The sequence below is a fragment of the Roseburia sp. MSJ-14 genome (genome assembly GCF_018918225.1).
GTDB lineage: Bacteria > Bacillota > Clostridia > Lachnospirales > Lachnospiraceae > Petralouisia.
Genome location: NZ_JAHLQD010000005.1, coordinates 38,664 through 57,851 on the forward strand (window position 1 = coordinate 38,664; position 19,188 = coordinate 57,851).

General features: G+C 37.5%; 18 protein-coding genes. 1 reads left to right on the forward strand and 17 read right to left on the reverse strand.

All coding sequences use genetic code 11. The features are described 5' to 3' along the window. Positions 1-34: 34 nt before the first annotated feature. The 10 genes from ilvA to KQI83_RS00595 all read right to left on the reverse strand — a co-directional run bounded on the left by ilvA (position 35) and on the right by KQI83_RS00595 (position 10,758). Positions 35-1,246 (reverse strand): threonine ammonia-lyase, encoded by a 1,212-nt coding sequence (gene ilvA / locus KQI83_RS00550; protein ID WP_216554309.1) that lies wholly within the window; start codon positions 1,244-1,246, stop codon positions 35-37. 25 nt (positions 1,247-1,271) lie between these two features. After that, positions 1,272-2,210 (reverse strand): signal recognition particle-docking protein FtsY, encoded by a 939-nt coding sequence (gene ftsY / locus KQI83_RS00555; RefSeq protein ID WP_216553913.1) that lies wholly within the window; start codon positions 2,208-2,210, stop codon positions 1,272-1,274. 13 nt (positions 2,211-2,223) lie between these two features. After that, positions 2,224-5,784 carry a chromosome segregation protein SMC gene (smc, locus tag KQI83_RS00560; protein ID WP_216553914.1) on the reverse strand — a complete coding sequence of 1,187 codons (3,561 nt, stop codon included), beginning with the start codon at positions 5,782-5,784 and terminating at the stop codon, positions 2,224-2,226. A gap of 12 nt (positions 5,785-5,796) precedes the next feature. Continuing rightward, the gene (gene rnc / locus KQI83_RS00565) at positions 5,797-6,492 is read right to left on the reverse strand and encodes a ribonuclease III (protein WP_216553915.1); all 696 of its coding nucleotides are present in this window, start codon (positions 6,490-6,492) and stop codon (positions 5,797-5,799) included. 120 nt (positions 6,493-6,612) lie between these two features. Beyond that, positions 6,613-6,843, reverse strand: a complete 231-nt coding sequence (acpP, locus tag KQI83_RS00570; protein WP_075718656.1) for an acyl carrier protein — start codon at positions 6,841-6,843, stop codon at positions 6,613-6,615. 12 nt (positions 6,844-6,855) lie between these two features. Continuing rightward, positions 6,856-7,869, reverse strand: a complete 1,014-nt coding sequence (plsX, locus tag KQI83_RS00575; protein WP_216554311.1) for a phosphate acyltransferase PlsX — start codon at positions 7,867-7,869, stop codon at positions 6,856-6,858. Positions 7,870-7,988: 119 nt separating this feature from the next. Beyond that, positions 7,989-8,639: a YesL family protein gene (locus KQI83_RS00580; protein ID WP_216553916.1), complete on the reverse strand. Its 651-nt coding sequence runs from the start codon at positions 8,637-8,639 to the stop codon at positions 7,989-7,991. Positions 8,640-8,784: 145 nt separating this feature from the next. Further along, complete coding sequence (gene rpmF, locus KQI83_RS00585) at positions 8,785-8,964, reverse strand: 50S ribosomal protein L32 (protein ID WP_075718650.1); 180 nt, start codon at positions 8,962-8,964, stop codon at positions 8,785-8,787. A 2-nt stretch (positions 8,965-8,966) separates the two neighbouring features. Then, positions 8,967-9,488 carry a YceD family protein gene (locus KQI83_RS00590; protein WP_216553917.1) on the reverse strand — a complete coding sequence of 174 codons (522 nt, stop codon included), beginning with the start codon at positions 9,486-9,488 and terminating at the stop codon, positions 8,967-8,969. 73 nt (positions 9,489-9,561) lie between these two features. Beyond that, positions 9,562-10,758 carry an acetate/propionate family kinase gene (locus KQI83_RS00595; RefSeq protein WP_216553918.1) on the reverse strand — a complete coding sequence of 399 codons (1,197 nt, stop codon included), beginning with the start codon at positions 10,756-10,758 and terminating at the stop codon, positions 9,562-9,564. Positions 10,759-10,945: 187 nt separating this feature from the next. Between KQI83_RS00595 and KQI83_RS00600 the strand changes: the two genes are divergently transcribed. Beyond that, positions 10,946-12,193: a nucleotidyltransferase gene (locus tag KQI83_RS00600; protein WP_216553919.1), complete on the forward strand. Its 1,248-nt coding sequence runs from the start codon at positions 10,946-10,948 to the stop codon at positions 12,191-12,193. Positions 12,194-12,300: 107 nt separating this feature from the next. Here the strand turns inward: KQI83_RS00600 and KQI83_RS00605 are convergent, their stop codons facing one another. The 7 genes from KQI83_RS00605 to KQI83_RS00635 form a co-directional block, all read right to left on the reverse strand. Next, complete coding sequence (locus tag KQI83_RS00605) at positions 12,301-13,479, reverse strand: phosphoribosylaminoimidazolecarboxamide formyltransferase (RefSeq protein WP_216553920.1); 1,179 nt, start codon at positions 13,477-13,479, stop codon at positions 12,301-12,303. 24 nt (positions 13,480-13,503) lie between these two features. After that, a complete protein-coding gene (locus tag KQI83_RS00610; protein WP_216553921.1) occupies positions 13,504-14,217 on the reverse strand; it encodes an IMP cyclohydrolase in 714 nt (237 codons plus the stop codon). Positions 14,218-14,510: 293 nt separating this feature from the next. Next, positions 14,511-15,443, reverse strand: a complete 933-nt coding sequence (locus KQI83_RS00615) for a chemotaxis protein (RefSeq protein ID WP_216553922.1) — start codon at positions 15,441-15,443, stop codon at positions 14,511-14,513. A 138-nt stretch (positions 15,444-15,581) separates the two neighbouring features. Beyond that, positions 15,582-16,301, reverse strand: a complete 720-nt coding sequence (locus KQI83_RS00620) for a DUF4352 domain-containing protein (RefSeq protein ID WP_216553923.1) — start codon at positions 16,299-16,301, stop codon at positions 15,582-15,584. Positions 16,302-16,379: 78 nt separating this feature from the next. Further along, a complete protein-coding gene (locus KQI83_RS00625) occupies positions 16,380-17,852 on the reverse strand; it encodes a sensor histidine kinase (protein WP_216553924.1) in 1,473 nt (490 codons plus the stop codon). Then, the gene (locus KQI83_RS00630) at positions 17,849-18,529 is read right to left on the reverse strand and encodes a response regulator transcription factor (RefSeq protein WP_216553925.1); all 681 of its coding nucleotides are present in this window, start codon (positions 18,527-18,529) and stop codon (positions 17,849-17,851) included. Before KQI83_RS00630 ends, KQI83_RS00625 begins: the two co-directional genes overlap by 4 nt. A gap of 61 nt (positions 18,530-18,590) precedes the next feature. Next, positions 18,591-19,166, reverse strand: a complete 576-nt coding sequence (locus KQI83_RS00635; RefSeq protein WP_216553926.1) for a hypothetical protein — start codon at positions 19,164-19,166, stop codon at positions 18,591-18,593. Positions 19,167-19,188: the final 22 nt, after the last annotated feature.

Below are 19,188 nucleotides of genomic sequence, written 5' to 3' on the forward strand. Positions count from 1 at the left end.
TGACACCTTCTTTTTTCTGCAAGTAACGATAAAATTATAAATTAGTTCTCACCAGTTTTGGCTGATAGCCATCTGCTTCTAAAGCATCCATTATCTGCTTTTTATGTTCTGTTCCAAATGCTTCTAAGGTAATGCGAAGTTCCACTGCTGCATTACGGTTTGTGGAAACAAATTGATTATGCTCTAACTTGATAACATTTCCCTGTACCTTGGCAATGGTATTGGCAACCTTACTTAATTCCCCTGGCTTATCCGGTAATAATACAGACACGGTAAAGATACGGTCACGGAAAATAAGTCCCTGCTGAACTACGGATGACATCGTAATTACGTCCATATTTCCACCACTCAAAATAGATACAACGCGCTTATCTTTTACATCTAAATGACGAAGTGCTGCCACTGTCAATAATCCGGAATTTTCTACAATCATCTTATGATTTTCTACCATATCCAAAAATGCTACGATTAACTCATCATCTGTTACTGTGATAATATCATCTAAATTTTCACGGATATATGGGAAAATATTTTGTCCCGGTGTTTTTACTGCGGTACCATCTGCAATTGTATTTACCTTTGGTAATGTTACTACTTTTCCTGCTTCAAAGGATGCCTGCATACAATTTGCTCCTGCCGGCTCCACACCGATTACTTTTATCTTTGGATTTAACATTTTTGCAAGGGTTGATACACCTGTTGCAAGTCCGCCTCCTCCGATTGGTACTAAAATATACTCTACTAACGGAAGTTCTTTGAAGATTTCCATGGCAATGGTTCCCTGACCGGTTGCTACTGCCAAATCGTCAAAGGGATGAATAAAGGTGTATCCATGTTCATCCGCTAACTCATATGCCTTTTGGCATGCTTCATCGTATACATCTCCATATAAAACTACATCGGCACCATAACCCTTCGTACGATTTACTTTAATCAGTGGTGTAGTAGTAGGCATTACAATAGTTGCTTTTACTCCAAAACATTTTGCAGCATATGCAACTCCCTGTGCATGATTTCCTGCGGATGCAGTAATTAAACCTTTTTCTCTTTCTTCCTGACTTAAAGTGCTGATTTTATAATAGGCACCTCTTACCTTATAAGCTCCGGTAAACTGCATATTTTCCGGCTTTAAATATACTTTATTTCCAGTCTGTCCACTTAAAAAATCACTATATACCAGTTTTGTCTCTAATGTAACTTCTTTTACGATTTTACTTGCTTCTTCAAATTTTTCTAATGTCAACATATCCATTTTTCAATCCCTCGTTTTCTTATTCTGTGTCGTTTACTGCAAACAATGCATTTACAAATTGCTCTGAATCAAATTTCTGTAAATCATCAATGGTTTCGCCTACACCAATATATTTTACCGGAATTCCCAGTTCAGATTGAATTGCTACCGCAATTCCACCTTTGGCTGTTCCATCCATTTTAGTAAGAATAATTCCTGTTATATCTGCTACCTCGGAAAACTGTCTCGCCTGTGCTAAGGCATTCTGTCCCGTAGTTCCATCTAAAACTACTAAAGTTTCACGATAAGCCTCCGGATATTCTTTTTCTAAAATACGATGAATTTTCTTTAATTCTTCCATCAGGTTTTTCTTGTTATGAAGCCTTCCGGCAGTATCGCAAAGAAGTACATCTGCATTTCTTGCTTTTGCTGCTGCAACTGCATCATATACGATTGCTCCCGGATCAGCACCTTCCTGACCGCCAATCATGTCTACCCCTGCACGATTTGCCCATTCTGATAACTGCTCTCCTGCTGCTGCACGAAACGTATCCGCCGCTGCTAACACAACTTTTTTCCCTTGGCTTTTCAGCTTACCTGCTAATTTTCCAATGGAGGTTGTCTTTCCTACTCCATTTACACCAATTACCAGTACCACAGATTTTTCTTCTTCAAAACGGTATGCCGTTTCCCCTACATCCATCTGCTCTTTGATACTACGAATCAAAAGTTCTTTGCATTCGGCTGGTTCTTTGATATGTTCTTCCTTTACTTTTGCCTTCAGATTCTCAATAATCTTCATGGTGGCATCTACTCCAATATCTCCCATAATGAGAATCTCTTCGATTTCTTCATAGAAATCATCATCAATACTGGAAAATCCGCTGAAAATTGCATCGATTCCAGATACAATGTTGTCTCTGGTTTTTGTCAATCCTTTTACCAGACGACTAAAAAATCCCTGCTTTTCTTCACTCATTCTTGCTACCTCTCTACTTGTCCAATTCTTCTTCTATCAAATTTACAGAAACTAATGTGGAAATACCCTTTTCCTGCATAGTAATACCATATAAACGGTCTGCTGCTGCCATGGTTCCTCGTCTATGTGTAATGACAATGAACTGAGTATTCTTTGTAAGTTTATGTAAATAATTTGCAAATCGTCCTACATTGGAATCATCCAATGCCGCCTCAATCTCGTCTAATAAACAGAATGGGGATGGCTTCAGGTTCTGGATTGCAAACAATAAAGATATGGCGGTTAAGGACTTCTCTCCACCGGAAAGCTGCATCATGTTCTGCAATTTTTTTCCTGGTGGCTGGGCAATGATACGAATACCACACTCTAAGATATCCTCGCCTTCTACCAGCTCTAAGGAACCTTTTCCTCCACCAAACAGCTCTTTGAATACTTTATCAAACTCTACCTGAATCTCCTGGAACTTTTCCATGAACTGCTTACGCATTCCGGTATCTAATTCTTCGATAATATCCAATAAGGTCTGTTCTGCTGTTACCAAATCATCATGCTGCGTTTTCATAAACGTATATCGCTCGGACAGATTCTTGTAATCCTCAATGGCATTTACATTCACATCACCCAATTTTCGGATATCGTCTTTTATCTGCGCAATCTGCTTTTTCATTTCTGTCGGATTGTCATATTCCTCATTCCGTAACTCTAATGCATGATGGCGTGTTAATTCATATTCCTCCCACATATAGTTGGTCTGATTCTCTATGGATTCATTGAACTTTTCTTTCTGACTGTTCAATCGGAAGGATTCCTTGTCCAAATCATTGATATGTTTTGACAATTCCTCTTGTTTCTGGAAAAATCCTTTGTACTTGACGGACATTTCCTCTTTTTCTTTTTGCTTATCAGAAAGTTTCTGTTCTAATTCTCCATGTGTGAAATCTGATGCTTCCATGGTCTTTTTGATTTCTTCAATATCATGATATTTCTTATCCACATCTGCTTGAGAATCCAGCTTTTCCTGCTCTGCCTGATGTAATTCTTCTTCCAGTTTTCGCAGTTCTGTCTGTACACGAGAAATATTTTCCTGAATAAATTCTGCTTTTTGTACCAGATTAGCCTCTTCCAACTGCACTCTGGATACTTCTTTTTGACTGTCTTCTGCTAATTTATTCTGTTCTTCTAACAGCTTTTGGAAGTTGCTGTTTTCTTCTTCAATTTCTTTTTCTCTTGTATCTGCCTGTGATATTTCTTCTTGAATCTGTTGACGATTCTGTGTAATTTCTGCCAACTGCTGTTCAATTTCTCTGCTTTCCTGAATTAAACCACCATACTGGCTGGTATTCTCCTCTTTTTGTTCCTTGGCACGTTCCATGTTAAGTTTGGCTGTATTGGAATTTAACATGGCTTGTTTCAAGTCTTCCCGTAACTGTTCTAAGTCTTCTTTCAACAGTTCTCTTGCTGTTGTGATTTCTTCCATTCGTGCACGATATTTGGTTAAGTTTTCCTTAAGCTGTGCAACTGTTTTTTCCAGTTCTTCAATTTCTCTCTTTCGTCCTAACAGATTACTGGTATTTTTAAATGCACCACCAGTCATGGAACCGCCCGGACTTAAGGATTCACCTTCTAATGTTACAATTCTAAGAGAATATTGATATTTTCTTGCCAATGCAACTGCGTGGTCAATGGTATCTACCACATATGTTCTTCCCAGCAAATGTGTTTTCAATCCCTGATACCGGCTCTCTGCCTGCACCAGTTCACTTCCGATTCCAATCACACCCTGCTCTTTTAATGCCTGTTCGTTAATTTGCGGCTGTTTCTTTCCTACACTGGTTAATGGAAGGAATGTAGCTCTTCCGTAACGATTCTGTTTCAAATACTGAATCATTCGTTTTGCTGTGTCTTCATCATTGGTAACGATATTTTGAATACTTCCACCTAAGGCTGTTTCAATAGCTGTTTCGTACTTCTTTTCCACCTTAATGATGTCTGCAACAACTCCAAGGATTCCTTTTTCCCTATCCTTTTGTTCCATAACACGACGAATAGAATTGCCATATCCGTCATAACGCTCTGCAATATTTACCAAAGATTCTAATCTGGACTGTTCTCTGTGATAACGGGCTGTATCCTGTTCCAAAGCATGTTTTACTTCTTCTTCCTTGATTTGCCAATTTTTTCGATTATTCTCCAGCTTTTGTTCTTCTTCGATAAGCTTGGTATATTCTGCCTTTGCTTCTTCGTAACGTTTCTGGCACTCTTCTACAACTGCCTCTAACTCTTCTTCTTCACTTTTTTGCTCTAACAGACGTTTACTTAACTGTGCCTTTCGGATATTTACCTGCTCTTGCATGGTATCATATCGCTGCTGTCTTGCCTTTGTAGATGCCTTATGATTCAACAGTTCAATAATCTCATTTTTGCCGTCTTCCATTCCTCTGGTACAACGTTCAATTTCACTTTGAATCTTTTGGAAATGCTCCATAACCCTGGCTTTTTCTTCTGCCATGTGCTGCATCTGAGCATCCATTTCTTTTTTTTCTTCTTCGTAAGCCGCCTTTTGCTCCAGACGCTGTTCTTTATCCTGATTAATGGCTTCCTGTCTGGTACGAAAATGTTCTTCACTCTGCTCTGCTGTGTGAATCTGTTCTTTTAGGACGTTAATCTGACCTTCTAACTTTCCTTTTAAAACAGTCGTATTGCCAAGTTCTTCTCTTAAGGCGGTAATCTGAGCATCTGCGGCTTCCATATCCTGCTCCATCTGTTCATATTCTGCCTTAATATTGGTATAAGAACGATTGGACTCTTCCAAATCTTTTCCCACAATTTCCATGTTTTCTTCCACGGTCTTTAATTGTGTCTCCATTCGTTCCATTTCCATTAAAAACATATTTACATCATATGTCTTTAATTCTTCTTTTTTCTTTAAGTAAATCTTTGCCTTTTCAGACTGACGTTCCAGCGGTCCTACCTGTTTTTCCAATTCTGATAAAATATCATTCACACGCACCAGATTCTGTCGCTCATCTTCTAACTTTTTCTGTGCTGTGGCTTTTCTTCGCTTATACTTTACAATTCCAGCCGCTTCATCAAATAATTCTCGACGTTCTTCCGGCTTACCGCTTAAGATACGTTCAATCTGACCCTGACCGATAATGGAATATCCTTCTTTACCAATTCCCGTATCATAAAAAAGTTCATTTACGTCTTTTAATCTACATGCAGTTCCATTAATCAAATATTCACTTTCTCCGGAACGATACACTCTTCTGGCAACAGTAACTTCATTATAATCAATGTTTAAAGAACGATCCGCATTGTCCAATGTAATCGCCACATATGCATAACTTAAGGGCTTACGGTTCTCTGTACCGGAGAAAATAACATCCTGCATACTTGCACCACGCAACTGCTTTGCTCTTTGTTCACCCAATACCCAACGTACTGCATCTGCTACATTACTCTTTCCACTTCCGTTTGGTCCTACAATACCTGTGATTCCATTGTGGAACTCAAACACGATTTTATTGGCAAAGGACTTAAATCCATGCACCTCTATACTTTTTAAATACATAACTCCTCCTGTTTAGGAACTACTTTCCTGCTTTTTTAACTCCAAAAGTGTATGATAAGCAGCTTCCTGTTCTGCCCCTTTCTTGGTTCTGCCTGTTCCCTGTCCATAGGTCTTTGCACCAATTCGAGCTTCCACAATAAATTTCTTATCATGATCCGGACCCTCTTCCCGAATCAGTTGATAGCTTAATTCGCCTTCTGCTTTTGCCTGCACTACCTCTTGCAGGATAGTCTTGCTATCGAAAAAGAGCTTCTTATGTTCGATGTCATTTAAAATAAAACGGTCAATAAACTCTTTTGCACTAGCAAAACCACCATCTAAATATATCGCTCCTATCACTGCTTCTAATGCATCAGAAAGAATAGACTTTCTCTCTCTTCCACCTGTTAAGTCCTCTCCTTTTCCTAGTAAAAGGTACTTTCCTAATTCCAAATCTCTGGTACAAAATGCCAGTGTTGGCTCACATACCATACTTGCTCGTAATCTGGTCAATTCTCCTTCCGGATATTTGGGATACTTGTGAAATAAGAAATCACTACTTACAATTTCTAACACTGCATCTCCTAAAAATTCTAATCGTTCATTATCCGCCTGTTTTCCCATATGATGTTCGTTTGCATAAGAACTATGTGTTAATGCCTGCTGCAACAATTTTTGATTGGAAAATTCATATCCTATGCGGGTTTCAAATTCCTTTTGTAAACTCATTTTTCTCCTTCCTATGTATATGGTCTTAATATATGACGAAAAGGGTAGCCTGAAAAAATGCTACTCTGCATCTTCTCAGACACCCTTGTTCCTCTTTGTCCGTATACAATTAAATACGCCTTAGTTCATTGCATTCTTAATCTGTTCTACTGCATCACCAACAGTAACGATTTTTTCTGCTTCTTCGTTTGCGATTTCAATATCAAATTCTTCTTCTAATCCCATGATAATCTGGAAAATATCCAGAGAATCTGCTCCTAAATCATCTACAAATGTAGTGTCCATTGTAATTTCTTCTACGTCTACATTTAATACTTCCGCAATGATTTTCTTTAACTTTTCAAATTCCATGATAATTCCTTTCTACTCCTCTTCCATGGGAGATATTCCAATATTCTTTCTTATTTTTTCATTAATTTGCTGTTCCTTGAAGGTAACACATTGAATAATAGAGGTAGATACCTCTTTTGCTTTTGAACTTCCGTGAGTTTTTACCACAAGTCCATTCAAGCCTAATAACGGTGCTCCACCATACTCGGATGCATCAAACGACTTTAATGTCTTTTTCAATGCCGGCTTTACTAACAATGCTCCTATCTTACTTCTCAGGCTGGTCATCATTCCCTGTTTTACTTTACTAATCAGGGTTGCTCCTACACCTTCATAAAGCTTAAGGATTACATTTCCTACAAATGCCTCACAAACAATAACGTCTGCTTCTCCGTGTGGGATTTCTCTTGCCTCAATGCTTCCTACAAAGTTAATATCCGGGCAGTTCTTAAGTAATGGAAAAGTCTCTTTTACCAGTGCATTTCCCTTCTCTTCTTCTGCTCCAATGTTAACAATCGCAACCTTTGGATTCTTCACACCCATAACATTTTCCATGTAAATGGAACCCATCTTGGCAAACTGTACTAAATGAGATGCTCTTGCATCTACATTTGCTCCACAGTCAATCAGCAATGACACGCCTTTCTCGGTAGGAATAAGTGGAGCTAATGGTGGTCTTTCTACACCTTTGATTCTTCCTACAATGACTTGTCCGCCTACCAATATTGCACCGGAACTTCCTGCTGATACAAAAGCGTCAGCCTCCTGATGTTTTACCATATTCATCCCGATTACAATTGATGACTGTTTTTTCTTACGAATTGCCATAACCGGGGGTTCTGCCGTCTCAATTACTTCATCCGCATGAACAACCTCAATCTGAGAACCTGCATAGGAATTTTTTGCCAGCTCTTCCTTCACTACATCCTGTTGACCCACAAGGTATACCTTGATGTCCGGACGCTGTGTAACAGCATCAATAGCGCCCTTTACAATTTCTGCTGGTGCATTATCTCCACCCATGGCATCTACTGCTACCTTTATCATTTCCTGCATGAAACTTCCTCCTTACGGTCCCTGAAAAAGAATTTTTGAATTATTTTCCTTTTCAACGGATGCCTACTAATGAATATACTATAACTATATGGAGAAATCAATACAAAAAATTAGTTTTTACATTCCCGCTTTCTTTCAAGCTCGGCTTCTCTATCTTCTTCACTCATATACTTCCAGAAAATCTTTTCTAAAATAAACGATTCTAATAGTGTAAATACACCGGGTACAAAAATCAATGAAATCGGAAGTATATATAGTAAGGACATACAAGCAAGTGCTAATATAATTATTACTGCTGTCCACGGAAGATTTACCAATGCAATTAAAAGTGCATTTTTCATCGACTGCTTTCTTGTGTTTTCAAATCTTGCCATATAAGCAAATAGATATAATGCCCATGCCAACAAAAACAATCCCATTATGATAAATACAACCCCAAATGCTCCCAGCTTACTTCCATTTTGTCCCATTTGGCGCATAACATAGCTATCAAATCCAAGCACTAATGATATTACAATCACTAACAACCAAATCGGTGTGGTCTGCTTAAAATTACTTTTAAACGCTGACACATATTCCCTGAAAATATAACCTCTTTCATTTCGGATTACCTTATTTACCGTATAGTATAATGCAGTTGCTGCTGTACCCATGGTAAATATTGGGAGGGAGCAAATAACAAAAAATACGCTCAGGCATATGATGTCTGTTATTTTTCCCAACGTTTTCATGATTCCACCATCTACATCAAATATTCCCATTTTATTCTTCCTTTCTTATGTGAAATCTATTACATATTGTCTACTATCTGCTCTCAAAAGTCAATGTATCATTTTATGAAAGTTTTATAAACTAACTTATATACAAAAAGAACCGTTATTTCTAACGGTTCTCCACTGTCTGAAATTAGTCCTGAGGAATGATTTCTTTTTTGTTATAGCTTCCACAGTTCTTGCAAACTCTATGAGGCATCATTAATTCGCCACATTTGCTACACTTTACTAATGTTGGAGCAGTCATTTTCCAGTTTGCTCTTCTCTGATCTCTTCTTCCTTTGGAAGATTTATTTTTTGGACATATAGACATGGTCACACCTCCTTAAATTTGTTAAAAATATCCTGGATTGCTGCCATTCTTGGATCCGGTTCTGTTTTCTGGCACTGACACTCTGTGATATTCAGATTGGCTCCGCACCGTTTGCAAATACCTCTGCAATCATCCTTACACAGAACCTTCATTGGCCAACTCACCAAAATTTCTCCAAAAATAAGTTTATCTACATCCAGATTGGTACCTACCATATAATCTGTCTCATCCATGCGCTTTTCTTCATTCTGATTCGTAAGGTCTAATTCCTTATCAATCACAACAGAAAACTCCTTGTCTACATCTGTAAGACAACGGTCACACGGAATCGCAATTGTAACTTCTGTTTCGCCCTGAATAAACAAACGCTTATTCTCTTCATTGGTAAACTTCAGTACAAATGGTGCTTTCTTAACGATGGGAAACTCTCCCAGTCTTGAGTTAAAAGACATTAATTCAATTTCTACCTGTTTTGATACTTCCTTATTCTCACAGGAAATAACGTCTGCTAATTCTACTATCATGGCAGTCTCCTATCCACACTCGATATATTATACATATGTAAATTCCGTTTGTCAATAAATTTTTGCAACTATTTTATTTTACAAGTGCTACTGTTTCTCTTGCAATTGCAAGTTCTTCGTTTGTTGGAATACATAATACTTTTACTTTTGAATCAGCCGCGGAGATGATGCGCTCTTCGCCTTCAACTTTGTTAGCCTCTTCATCCATCTTTAATCCCAGAAATCCTAAGTAATTGCAAATCTTAGTACGAATACCACCGGCATTTTCACCAATTCCTGCTGTAAAGCAGATAGCATCCACACCATTCATTGCTGCTGTATAAGCACCAATGTATTTTGCTACATGATAGCAGAATGCTTCTAAGGCACGAATTCCTTCTGGTTTTCCTGCTTCTGCTGCGGATCTTACATCACGCAAATCACTGGAAATATGGGATAATCCTTCTAATCCGGACTTTTTATTCAAAATACTTACTACTTCTTCTATATTTAAATTCTCTTTTTTGGCAATGAATTCCATTGCACCCGGATCAATATCTCCGGAACGTGTTCCCATGATTAATCCTTCCAATGGTGTTAATCCCATAGAAGTATCTACGGATTTTCCATTTTCCACTGCACATACAGAGGCTCCATTTCCTAAATGGCATACGATTGTCTTTAACTGATCATATGGCTTATTTAACATCTCTGCTGCTCTCTTAGATACATAGCTGTGAGAAGTTCCGTGGAAACCATATCTTCTGACTTTATATTTTTCATAATAATCATAATCAATTCCATAAAGATATGCTTTTTCCGGCATTGTCTGATGGAAAGCAGTATCAAATACGCCTACCATTGGTGTATTTGGCATTAATTCCTGACACGCACGGATTCCGATTAAGTTTGCAGGGTTATGTAATGGTGCAAGGTCATTACACTCTTCTACAACCTTAAGCACTTCTTCATTTAAAATGGTAGAAGATGCAAATTTTTCTCCACCATGTACAACTCTGTGTCCTACTGCGCCGATTTCAGATAAATCCTTTAATACTCCAGTCTTTGGATTTACAATTGCTTCCAGCACTAACTGAATTGCCTGCTTATGGGTAGGCATTGCTGGTTCAGAAACTTCTTTTTCTCCACCATTTTTCTTATTCTGGTAAACCAGTCTTCCATCAATTCCAATTCTTTCGCAAAGTCCCTTTGCCAGAACCTCCTCTGTATCTGAGTTAATCACCTGATATTTCAGGGAAGAGCTTCCGCAATTGATTACTAATACGTTCATTTTATATCTCCTTTTCTGTTGCTGTTTTTACAAGCAAAATAGCGACGTTTTTACCATCGCTATTACTAATTCATTACTCTTATTATAAACCAATCCCCCCTTGTATACAATAACATTTTTTATTTTCTTGATAATTTTCTGGGAAACACATATAATTTAGTTACTATGGACTTTTCGGAGGTAACCCATGAAGGTATTAGGAATTATTGCAGAATATAACCCATTTCATCTGGGACATGCATATCAAATAGAAACATTAAAAAAACAAACACAGGCAGATTATGTCATCATTGCCATGAGTGGAAACTTTGTTCAACGTGGTGCTCCTGCCCTTATAGAAAAATTCACCCGAGCTCATATGACATTGGCAGGTGGCGCAGACCTTGTATTAGAACTTCCGGTATTGTCTGCGACTGCCAGTGCTGAATATTTTGCTCTGGGCGGAGTTTCACTTTTGAATAATACAGGTGTTGTTACACATTTGGGATTTGGTGCAGAACACGCCAACCTCTCCCTATTGCAACAGATTTCCGATGCTTTAATCGAAAATCCCCCAGAATTGGAAACACAGCTAAAATCCTGTCTGAAAGAAGGACTTTCCTTTCCATCTGCTCGTGCCAAGGCTTTAACATCTGTACTTTCTACCAGGGCACTGCAAGGGACAGAAGATATTTCCTGTGTTTTGGCTTCACCTAATAATATTTTAGGAATTGAATATCTGAAGGCTTTAGCTTCTCTTTCTTCTCCTATTATCCCTGTTCCCCTTTCACGAAAAGGACAAGGATACCATGACACAGACATAGCAGATGGCTTTTGTTCTGCTTCTGCTATTCGTGCACACTTAAAAAATGAAGCAGGAATTTTAACAGATAATACGTTTGCGGCATCTTCTATGCCTACTGCCTGCTTTGACTTACTCCAAAATTATCCACATCCCTATTTGTTTGAGGATGATTTTTCACAACTTGTACACTATAAACTTTTAACGGAAGATTCCGCCACACTTGCCACTTATGCAGACAGCTCTATTGACCTTGCCAACCGCATGTACCATGGGAAACATTCTTTTGCTTCCTGGACACAATTTTGCGAACTGTTAAAAGCAAAAAATACCACTTACACCAGAATCAGTCGTTTGCTCTTGCATATGATATTGAATTTAAAATCAGAAGATTATGTTTCCTTTAACGGCACTATGCAGATTCCTTACTTACGCGTGTTAGGCTTCCGTAAATCTTCTGCTCCACTTCTTTCTGCCATTAAGGAAAATGCAACTGTTCCATTACTTACCAGTGTTTCGAATGGCGAAAAGCAACTGTCTTCCAAGGCAATGGAACTTCTTCAAAAGGATATTACTGCCTCTGATATTTATCACATGATGTTTACTACGAATGATACCTTAAATGACTATCGTCACCCACTCATCATACTATGATATATCCTTAGCGGAGCATTTTTTATACAATAGGACATAATTTCCTATTATACAAAAAGCGTTTTACCAAGCAAAATTGGTAAAACGCTTTTCTTTTTGTCTAGTGCTTAATGATGGAATAAACGAATTCCGGTAAAGCACATTGCCATATTATATTTATTACATGTATCAATTACATTATCATCACGAATAGATCCGCCTGGCTCTGCAATATATTTTACGCCACTCTTATGTGCACGTTCAATATTGTCACCGAATGGGAAGAATGCATCAGAACCAAGTGCTACATCTGTCATCTGATCTAACCATGCACGTTTTTCTTCTCTGGTAAATACTTCTGGTTTTACCTTGAAGATTTTTTCCCATGCGCCATCTGCTAATACGTCCATATAATCATCACCGATATACAAGTCGATAGAATTGTCACGGTCTGCTCTTCTGATTCCATCTACAAACTGTAAACCAAGTACCTTTGGAGACTGGCGTAAGAACCAGTTATCTGCCTTCTGTCCTGCAAGTCTGGTACAATGAATTCTAGACTGCTGTCCTGCTCCGATTCCGATTGCCTGTCCGCCTTTTGCATAACATACAGAGTTAGACTGTGTATACTTCAATGTAATCATTGCAATTGCAAGGTCAATCTTTGCAGACTCTGGAATTTCTTTGTTCTCTGTTACAATATTGTCAAAGAAATCTTTATCAATCTTCAGTTCATTTCTACCCTGTTCAAAGGTAATACCAAATACCTCTTTATGTTCAATTGGTGCCGGTACATAATTCGGATCAATTTCTATTACATTGTAATTTCCGTTTTTCTTAGCCTTTAAAATTTCAAGTGCTTCCGGTTCATATCCCGGTGCAATTACACCATCGGAAACTTCTCTTTTAATAATTTTAGCAGTTGCTACATCACAGACATCGGATAATGAAATAAAATCTCCGAAAGAGGACATACGGTCTGCACCCCTTGCTCTTGTGTAAGCATTTGCAAGTGGAGTAAATTCCATATCCATATCATCTACCCAGTAAATTTTCTTTTCTACATCAGTAAGTGGAAGTCCTACTGCTGCTCCTGCCGGTGACACATGCTTAAAGGAAGTTGCTGCCGGAAGTCCTGTTGCTTTCTTTAACTCTCTTACCAACTGCCATCCGTTAAATGCATCCAAAAAGTTAATATATCCCGGTTTTCCACTTAATACTTTGATTGGCAATTCACCATTTTCCATATAAATTCTGGATGGTTTCTGATTCGGATTACATCCATATTTTAATTCTAATTCCTTCATGTTTTCCTCCGTATCTTATGATGATTATTTATTCTTGTTTACAATTCTTGTTTCATATTTTCCTGTTTCAATTTCAATATATCTTACAAAAAGAGATACCTTGTTGTCTTCATTTAAGCTATTCCATACTTTTTCTGTAAAGCTGTCAATATCGCCATCAATTCCAACCAGCTTTGGCTCACCTTCAAAACTTGGTAATGGATTGCCATCTTCCATATATGTATGGATAAAATGTCCCTCACCTGCAACTGGATTCTCGTATGCAAAAGTATAACGATTGCAAGCCTCCGGATTACCGTTATTACTCTTTAATATAGACATGGCATAATTGTAATTTCCGTTTTCCACATGCATAATACCTGAAATACGAGGAGTATAGTTTGGTGCATCTGGCTCAAATTCACGAGTACGAAGCGCCTGTTCAAAGGTTTGTTGCTTATCCATCAACTCATAAATCGTATCTGTCTGATCTCCGTTCGTAACAATGGTCTTATTTCCTAAAACTCTTACCGGAGCGTAAATAATCAGGCTTGGATCACTCAGCTTAGATGGATCAAATGCCTGTGTGCGAATTCCTTCGCCATCCTCTACAAATACACGATTTCTGCTGTTTTCACTTCTTCCCATAATAAAATAAGCGGTAACAGCGTACTTTCCATCCGTTGACTTACCGATTACAATTCCTCTTCCTGGATAAGAATTTCCCTTCAATTCAGTTTCCAATGACAACATTTTCATTCCTGATATCCTCCTTCGATATGCTATTACATCTTTCTTATTGTAACATGGGTTTTTCCTGCTGACAAGAAAAGGCTCATATAAGTAATATTAAAAAAATTACTATGTGTCATAAGTCTCTTTAATAAATATTTTTATAATATACTTTTTGTTTTAAATATTCATACAAGTATCGGATTTTCTTCGCTACTCGCAGAACTTTTATACTTCATATATAACACGGTATTTTCTAGTTCACAAAAGAGGATTCTATTTCACTTTTGTGAACTAGAATCCTCTTATCGTTTTACTTATTAAGCAATATTGCCTTTTGCTGCCAATCTTCCTTCTCTTTCATCTAAAAGACCATCGATTGCATCTACTAATTTTCCGATTTCCGGCTTAGTAAGCTGTGCATCTGCACCGAGCGCTTCTCCCTTTCTGCGTAAATCCTCATTTACCATAGATGAGAAAATAACCAATGGGATATGCTTTAAAGTTTCATCCTCTTTTACTAACTTGGTTAAACGATGTCCATCCATTCTCGGCATCTCAATATCTGTAATAATCAAATGAACCTTATTATCCAAATCACCGCCATCACGCAATTCGCATAACTTGTCCCAAGCTTCCTGTCCATCTGCGCAAACAATCAACTGTGTATAGCCTGCCTTTCTGAGACAATCGGTAATTAACTTAGACAATAATGGTGAATCTTCTGCAATCAAAATCGGTGAGCCGCTTCTATCGCGTTCTCCAATCTCTGCCATGTCAGATACTTGCAATCCTGTCTCAGGACTAATATCTGTTACGATTTTTTCAAAATCAAGAATTACAATCAAACGATCTTCTAACTTGATAACACCTGTAGATACTCCACTTCCTTCTATATTGATTGTAGAGTCCGGCTTAATAATATCTGCCCAGGAAAGTCTGTGAATTCCACAAACCTCATCTACATGAAATGCAATATTTAATTTGTTAAAGTTTGTAATGATAAACAATCCATCCTGTTCCATATTCGGAATTCCAAGACAATTTCTCAGATTAATAACTGTTATCATGGTATCTCTCGGCATAAAGATACCTTCTACGCTTGGATGCGCATTCGGAATCGGAGTTACCGGCTGATATGTTAAAATTTCACGAATCTTAGCAACATTAATACCATAATGGTTTCCAGCCAAGGTAAATTCCAACACCTCCAGTTCATTTGTACCATTCTCCAAAAGAATATTTGTATCCATAATTCCTTCTCCTCTCCGGCATTTTACTCGTACCGCTTTTATCCGTATCGAAATATTTACTAATATTATAGCATATTATTTTCAAAAAATATATAACATTTTTCACATTTTTTCTTACTTTTTTGGTTATTTCGTCTCTTACAAAGCTATATTTGCAATTACATCATTCACTTGAGCCTGTAACTGTATCGACGTAATATTTGCTGCATCTGCTTCCGGAACCTGGAAAACAAGTACCGTTTCTGCATTTACCCCCGGTGCTAAATTTTCCTCATATGTATACAAGTCATTGGGAAGTATCGTAAATTCATTTTTATATGAAGAACCTCCATTCAATGATACTGCAAAAACCGGGGACTTATCCGTAATATTACAATCTACATTTTCTGTTCCAGTATTAGTAATTGTAAAATTCATTACAAAATAAGTATATCCCTCTTTTGGTGGATTCAACTGAGGATAATTACTGTTCACCTCATACTGACCCGTATACTGAATCTCTACTCCGGGTATCCCTAATACCTGACTTAAACTCTCTACCGTCTGGGCTGTTTGATTTGCCTCTGTTTGTGTAGTATCTGCCGTAGTGTTTTCTTCCTGTACGTCTTCCGGATTCTGCTGTTCTTCCTTCTGTTCGTCCTGTGAAGTCACATCTTCGTCATTCTCCGCATCTTCTTTTTGCGCAATAACTGTTAGTCCATCCTGTTGGTGCTTATTAAACTTCGCCACTGTGCCGGCTGAATAATTGACAATCATAGCTTCTTCACTTTCTGTCAATACCTTCAGACTATCTCCACAGCCTGTCATAAGCATCCCTGCTGCTATAATGACTGCGCCCTTTTTCATGAATCCTTTCATAGGCCCTCTCCTTTTCTACGCTGTCTTTTCTAAAATATACCTTTATTTTATCATTATTTTGGTTCTCCCGCAACTCTTTTAACTACTCTTGCCATCCAGTTCAAACCAAAACTCTACACCATTTTCGTAGTTATTCACTCCGCACTCCCGATGAAAAGAATCCATGATTGCCTTCACAATAGAAAGCCCGATACCATTTCCTCCATACTCTCTGGTTCTTGCCTTATCTACCTTATAAAACTTCTCCCAGATATGTTCTACTTCCGGTTCCGGGATTGGATTACCACTATTGAACACACCGATTCTTACAATGTCATCCTTCTTGGTAACTGTGATATTGATTCTTTTTTCATTTGCTGCATAGTGAATTGCATTGCTAATGTAATTTGTTAGTACCTGTTCTGTTTTAAACTCATCTGCCCATACATACATCGGCTCTTTTTGTTCAAAAGTTAACGTTATTCCTTCCTGTTCTCTTAAAATTGCCGTTGCATTAATTACTCCTTGTATTAATTCTACAATGTCAAATCTTTCAAATACTACCTGTTCATTTCCTGATTCTAACTGATTCAAGGTCAATAAATTCTTTACCATTCGGTTCATTTTGTCCGCTTCATCCATAATTACATCACAGTAAAATTCACGGCTTTCTGCATCATCATTGATACACTCCTGTAATCCTTCTGCATAACCTTGAATCAATGCAATTGGTGTTTTCAATTCATGGGATACATTTGAAATAAATTCTTTCCGCATTTCATCAATCTGTTCTTTTTTCTCAATATCTATTTTCAACTGATTATTGGCACTTTTTAATTCTGAAATTGTGTGCTCTAAGGTTTCTGACATCTGATTCATGTGCTCACCTAGAAAATCAATTTCATTTTCACCTTTGCTTTCAAATTTAGCATCAAAATCAAGGTTTGTCATTCTTTTGGATATTTCTGCTAACTGTAAAATTGGATTGGTGATTTTTCTTGTAACAAAATATAAAATCACAGCACATACTATAACAGACAGAATTCCTACATATGCTAAAAAACGATTTGCAATTTGTACACTTTCCTTAATACTTTCTAATGCTGTTCGCAAAAGAATCTGATTTCCGTTTTGCAATGTTCCACATAGTACCAGATAGTCTGATTTTAATCTGGTATCCGGTGTTTTTTCTACTAAATAATCCTTGGTGTTTTCAACTATTACTGCATCCTGACTTTTCGCAGAAAACATAATATCCAAAAACTGTTCTAACAACATGTCCTTATTGGAAACATTTGACTGTATAATCGTTCCATCGGAACTAATTACCATCAATGTAATATTACTGTTCGCACATTGCTTTTCCAATTCAATTTCAAAGTCTTCTGTATTTCCATTTCCGTTAGCATATGCTTCATCCACAGTTTTAAAGGTGTCGATTAAAATATCTTTTTTATAAGAAATATAGTAATCCTCCAAAAGTGTGGTATTAATAAACCAGCACAGTAATACTGTGCCGGCTACAATAGCTATCATAATTGTTGTAATTTTTCTTGTTATGGAATGTTTCATTCTTCTACCTCAAACTTGTAGCCCATTCCCCAAATGGTCTTTATGTATTCGCCTCTGCTACCTAACTTACTACGCAGTTTTTTCACATGTGTATCTATCGTTCTTGCATCTCCGAAATAATCGTAATTCCATACATGATTTAATATTTTTTCTCTGGAAAGTGCAATGCCCTTATTTTCCACAAAGTAAGTCAGCAGTTCAAATTCTTTGTAGCTTAAATCTAATTCTTTTCCGTCTACTTTGACCTGATGTGCTAAACGGTCAATAACAATACCGCCAATTTCCAAGACTTCTTCATCGTCTTTTTTGCCTGTTCTTCGTAAAATTGCTTCTACCCTTGCAACTAATATCTTCGGACTAAAGGGCTTAGAAATATATTCGTCTGCGCCTATATCAAATCCTAACAGCTCATCACTTTCTTCCCCTTTGGCTGTCAGCATGATAATAGGTACCTTAGAGGTCTCACGGATTTCTTTGCAGACATCCCATCCATTCATCTTCGGCATCATGACATCTAATATAATTAATGCGATTTCTTTATCTGCATAAAACTTATCCAGTGCTTCCTCTCCGTCTGCCGCCTCTAACACTTCAAAATTCTGTTTTACTAAAAAGTCTCGCACCAGCTTACGCATTCTGCTTTCATCGTCTACCACGAGTATTTTTAACTTTTCCATCTATTTCACACCTTTCACTTCATTTTTACCTTAACATAAAAATATGGTAAATTTGTGAATCCTACGGATTGATTTGAAGTTCCTGTTCTTTTTCACGAACTGCCTGTTCTCTTTCTTCTAATTCCTGCTGCCATTGGGCATACTTGTCCACAATCTTATTTTCATAATTAACAATATTGGGTTGATCGCTTGTCAAGGTAATAATCACCATTCCCACTACCAGTACTGCTAAAAATAAGTTTACTATCAAACTTATTCTAAGACGCTTCCTCCCTTGCTCTATCTTTTTTTCCATTCTTCCCTTAAAAGCAGTTTTCTCCCTTCGCATGCTACGCATTTCAGCTTCTACTTCCGGTGTTTGGAAATGAATTGGCTCTAACTCTTGTTCCTGTATGGTTGGAACCTGTAACAGATAATCACGCAATTCTTTTAAAAAACTTATTCCCACCGGGGTTTCAAAAAGTTTTTCTCCTATAAGTTTGCGGTATAACTGCAATACAATTTCCGGATTATCCATATCTGTATTTTCTCTGATATATTGAATTCCATCCGCTTCTCTTTTTGCCTGTTCTGCTACCTTTGCATCATCAAAATAGAATCCTTCTATTATCTTCTCTTTCTTCTCTTTCTTCTCCATGCTTTCTCCTTACTCACCCTTT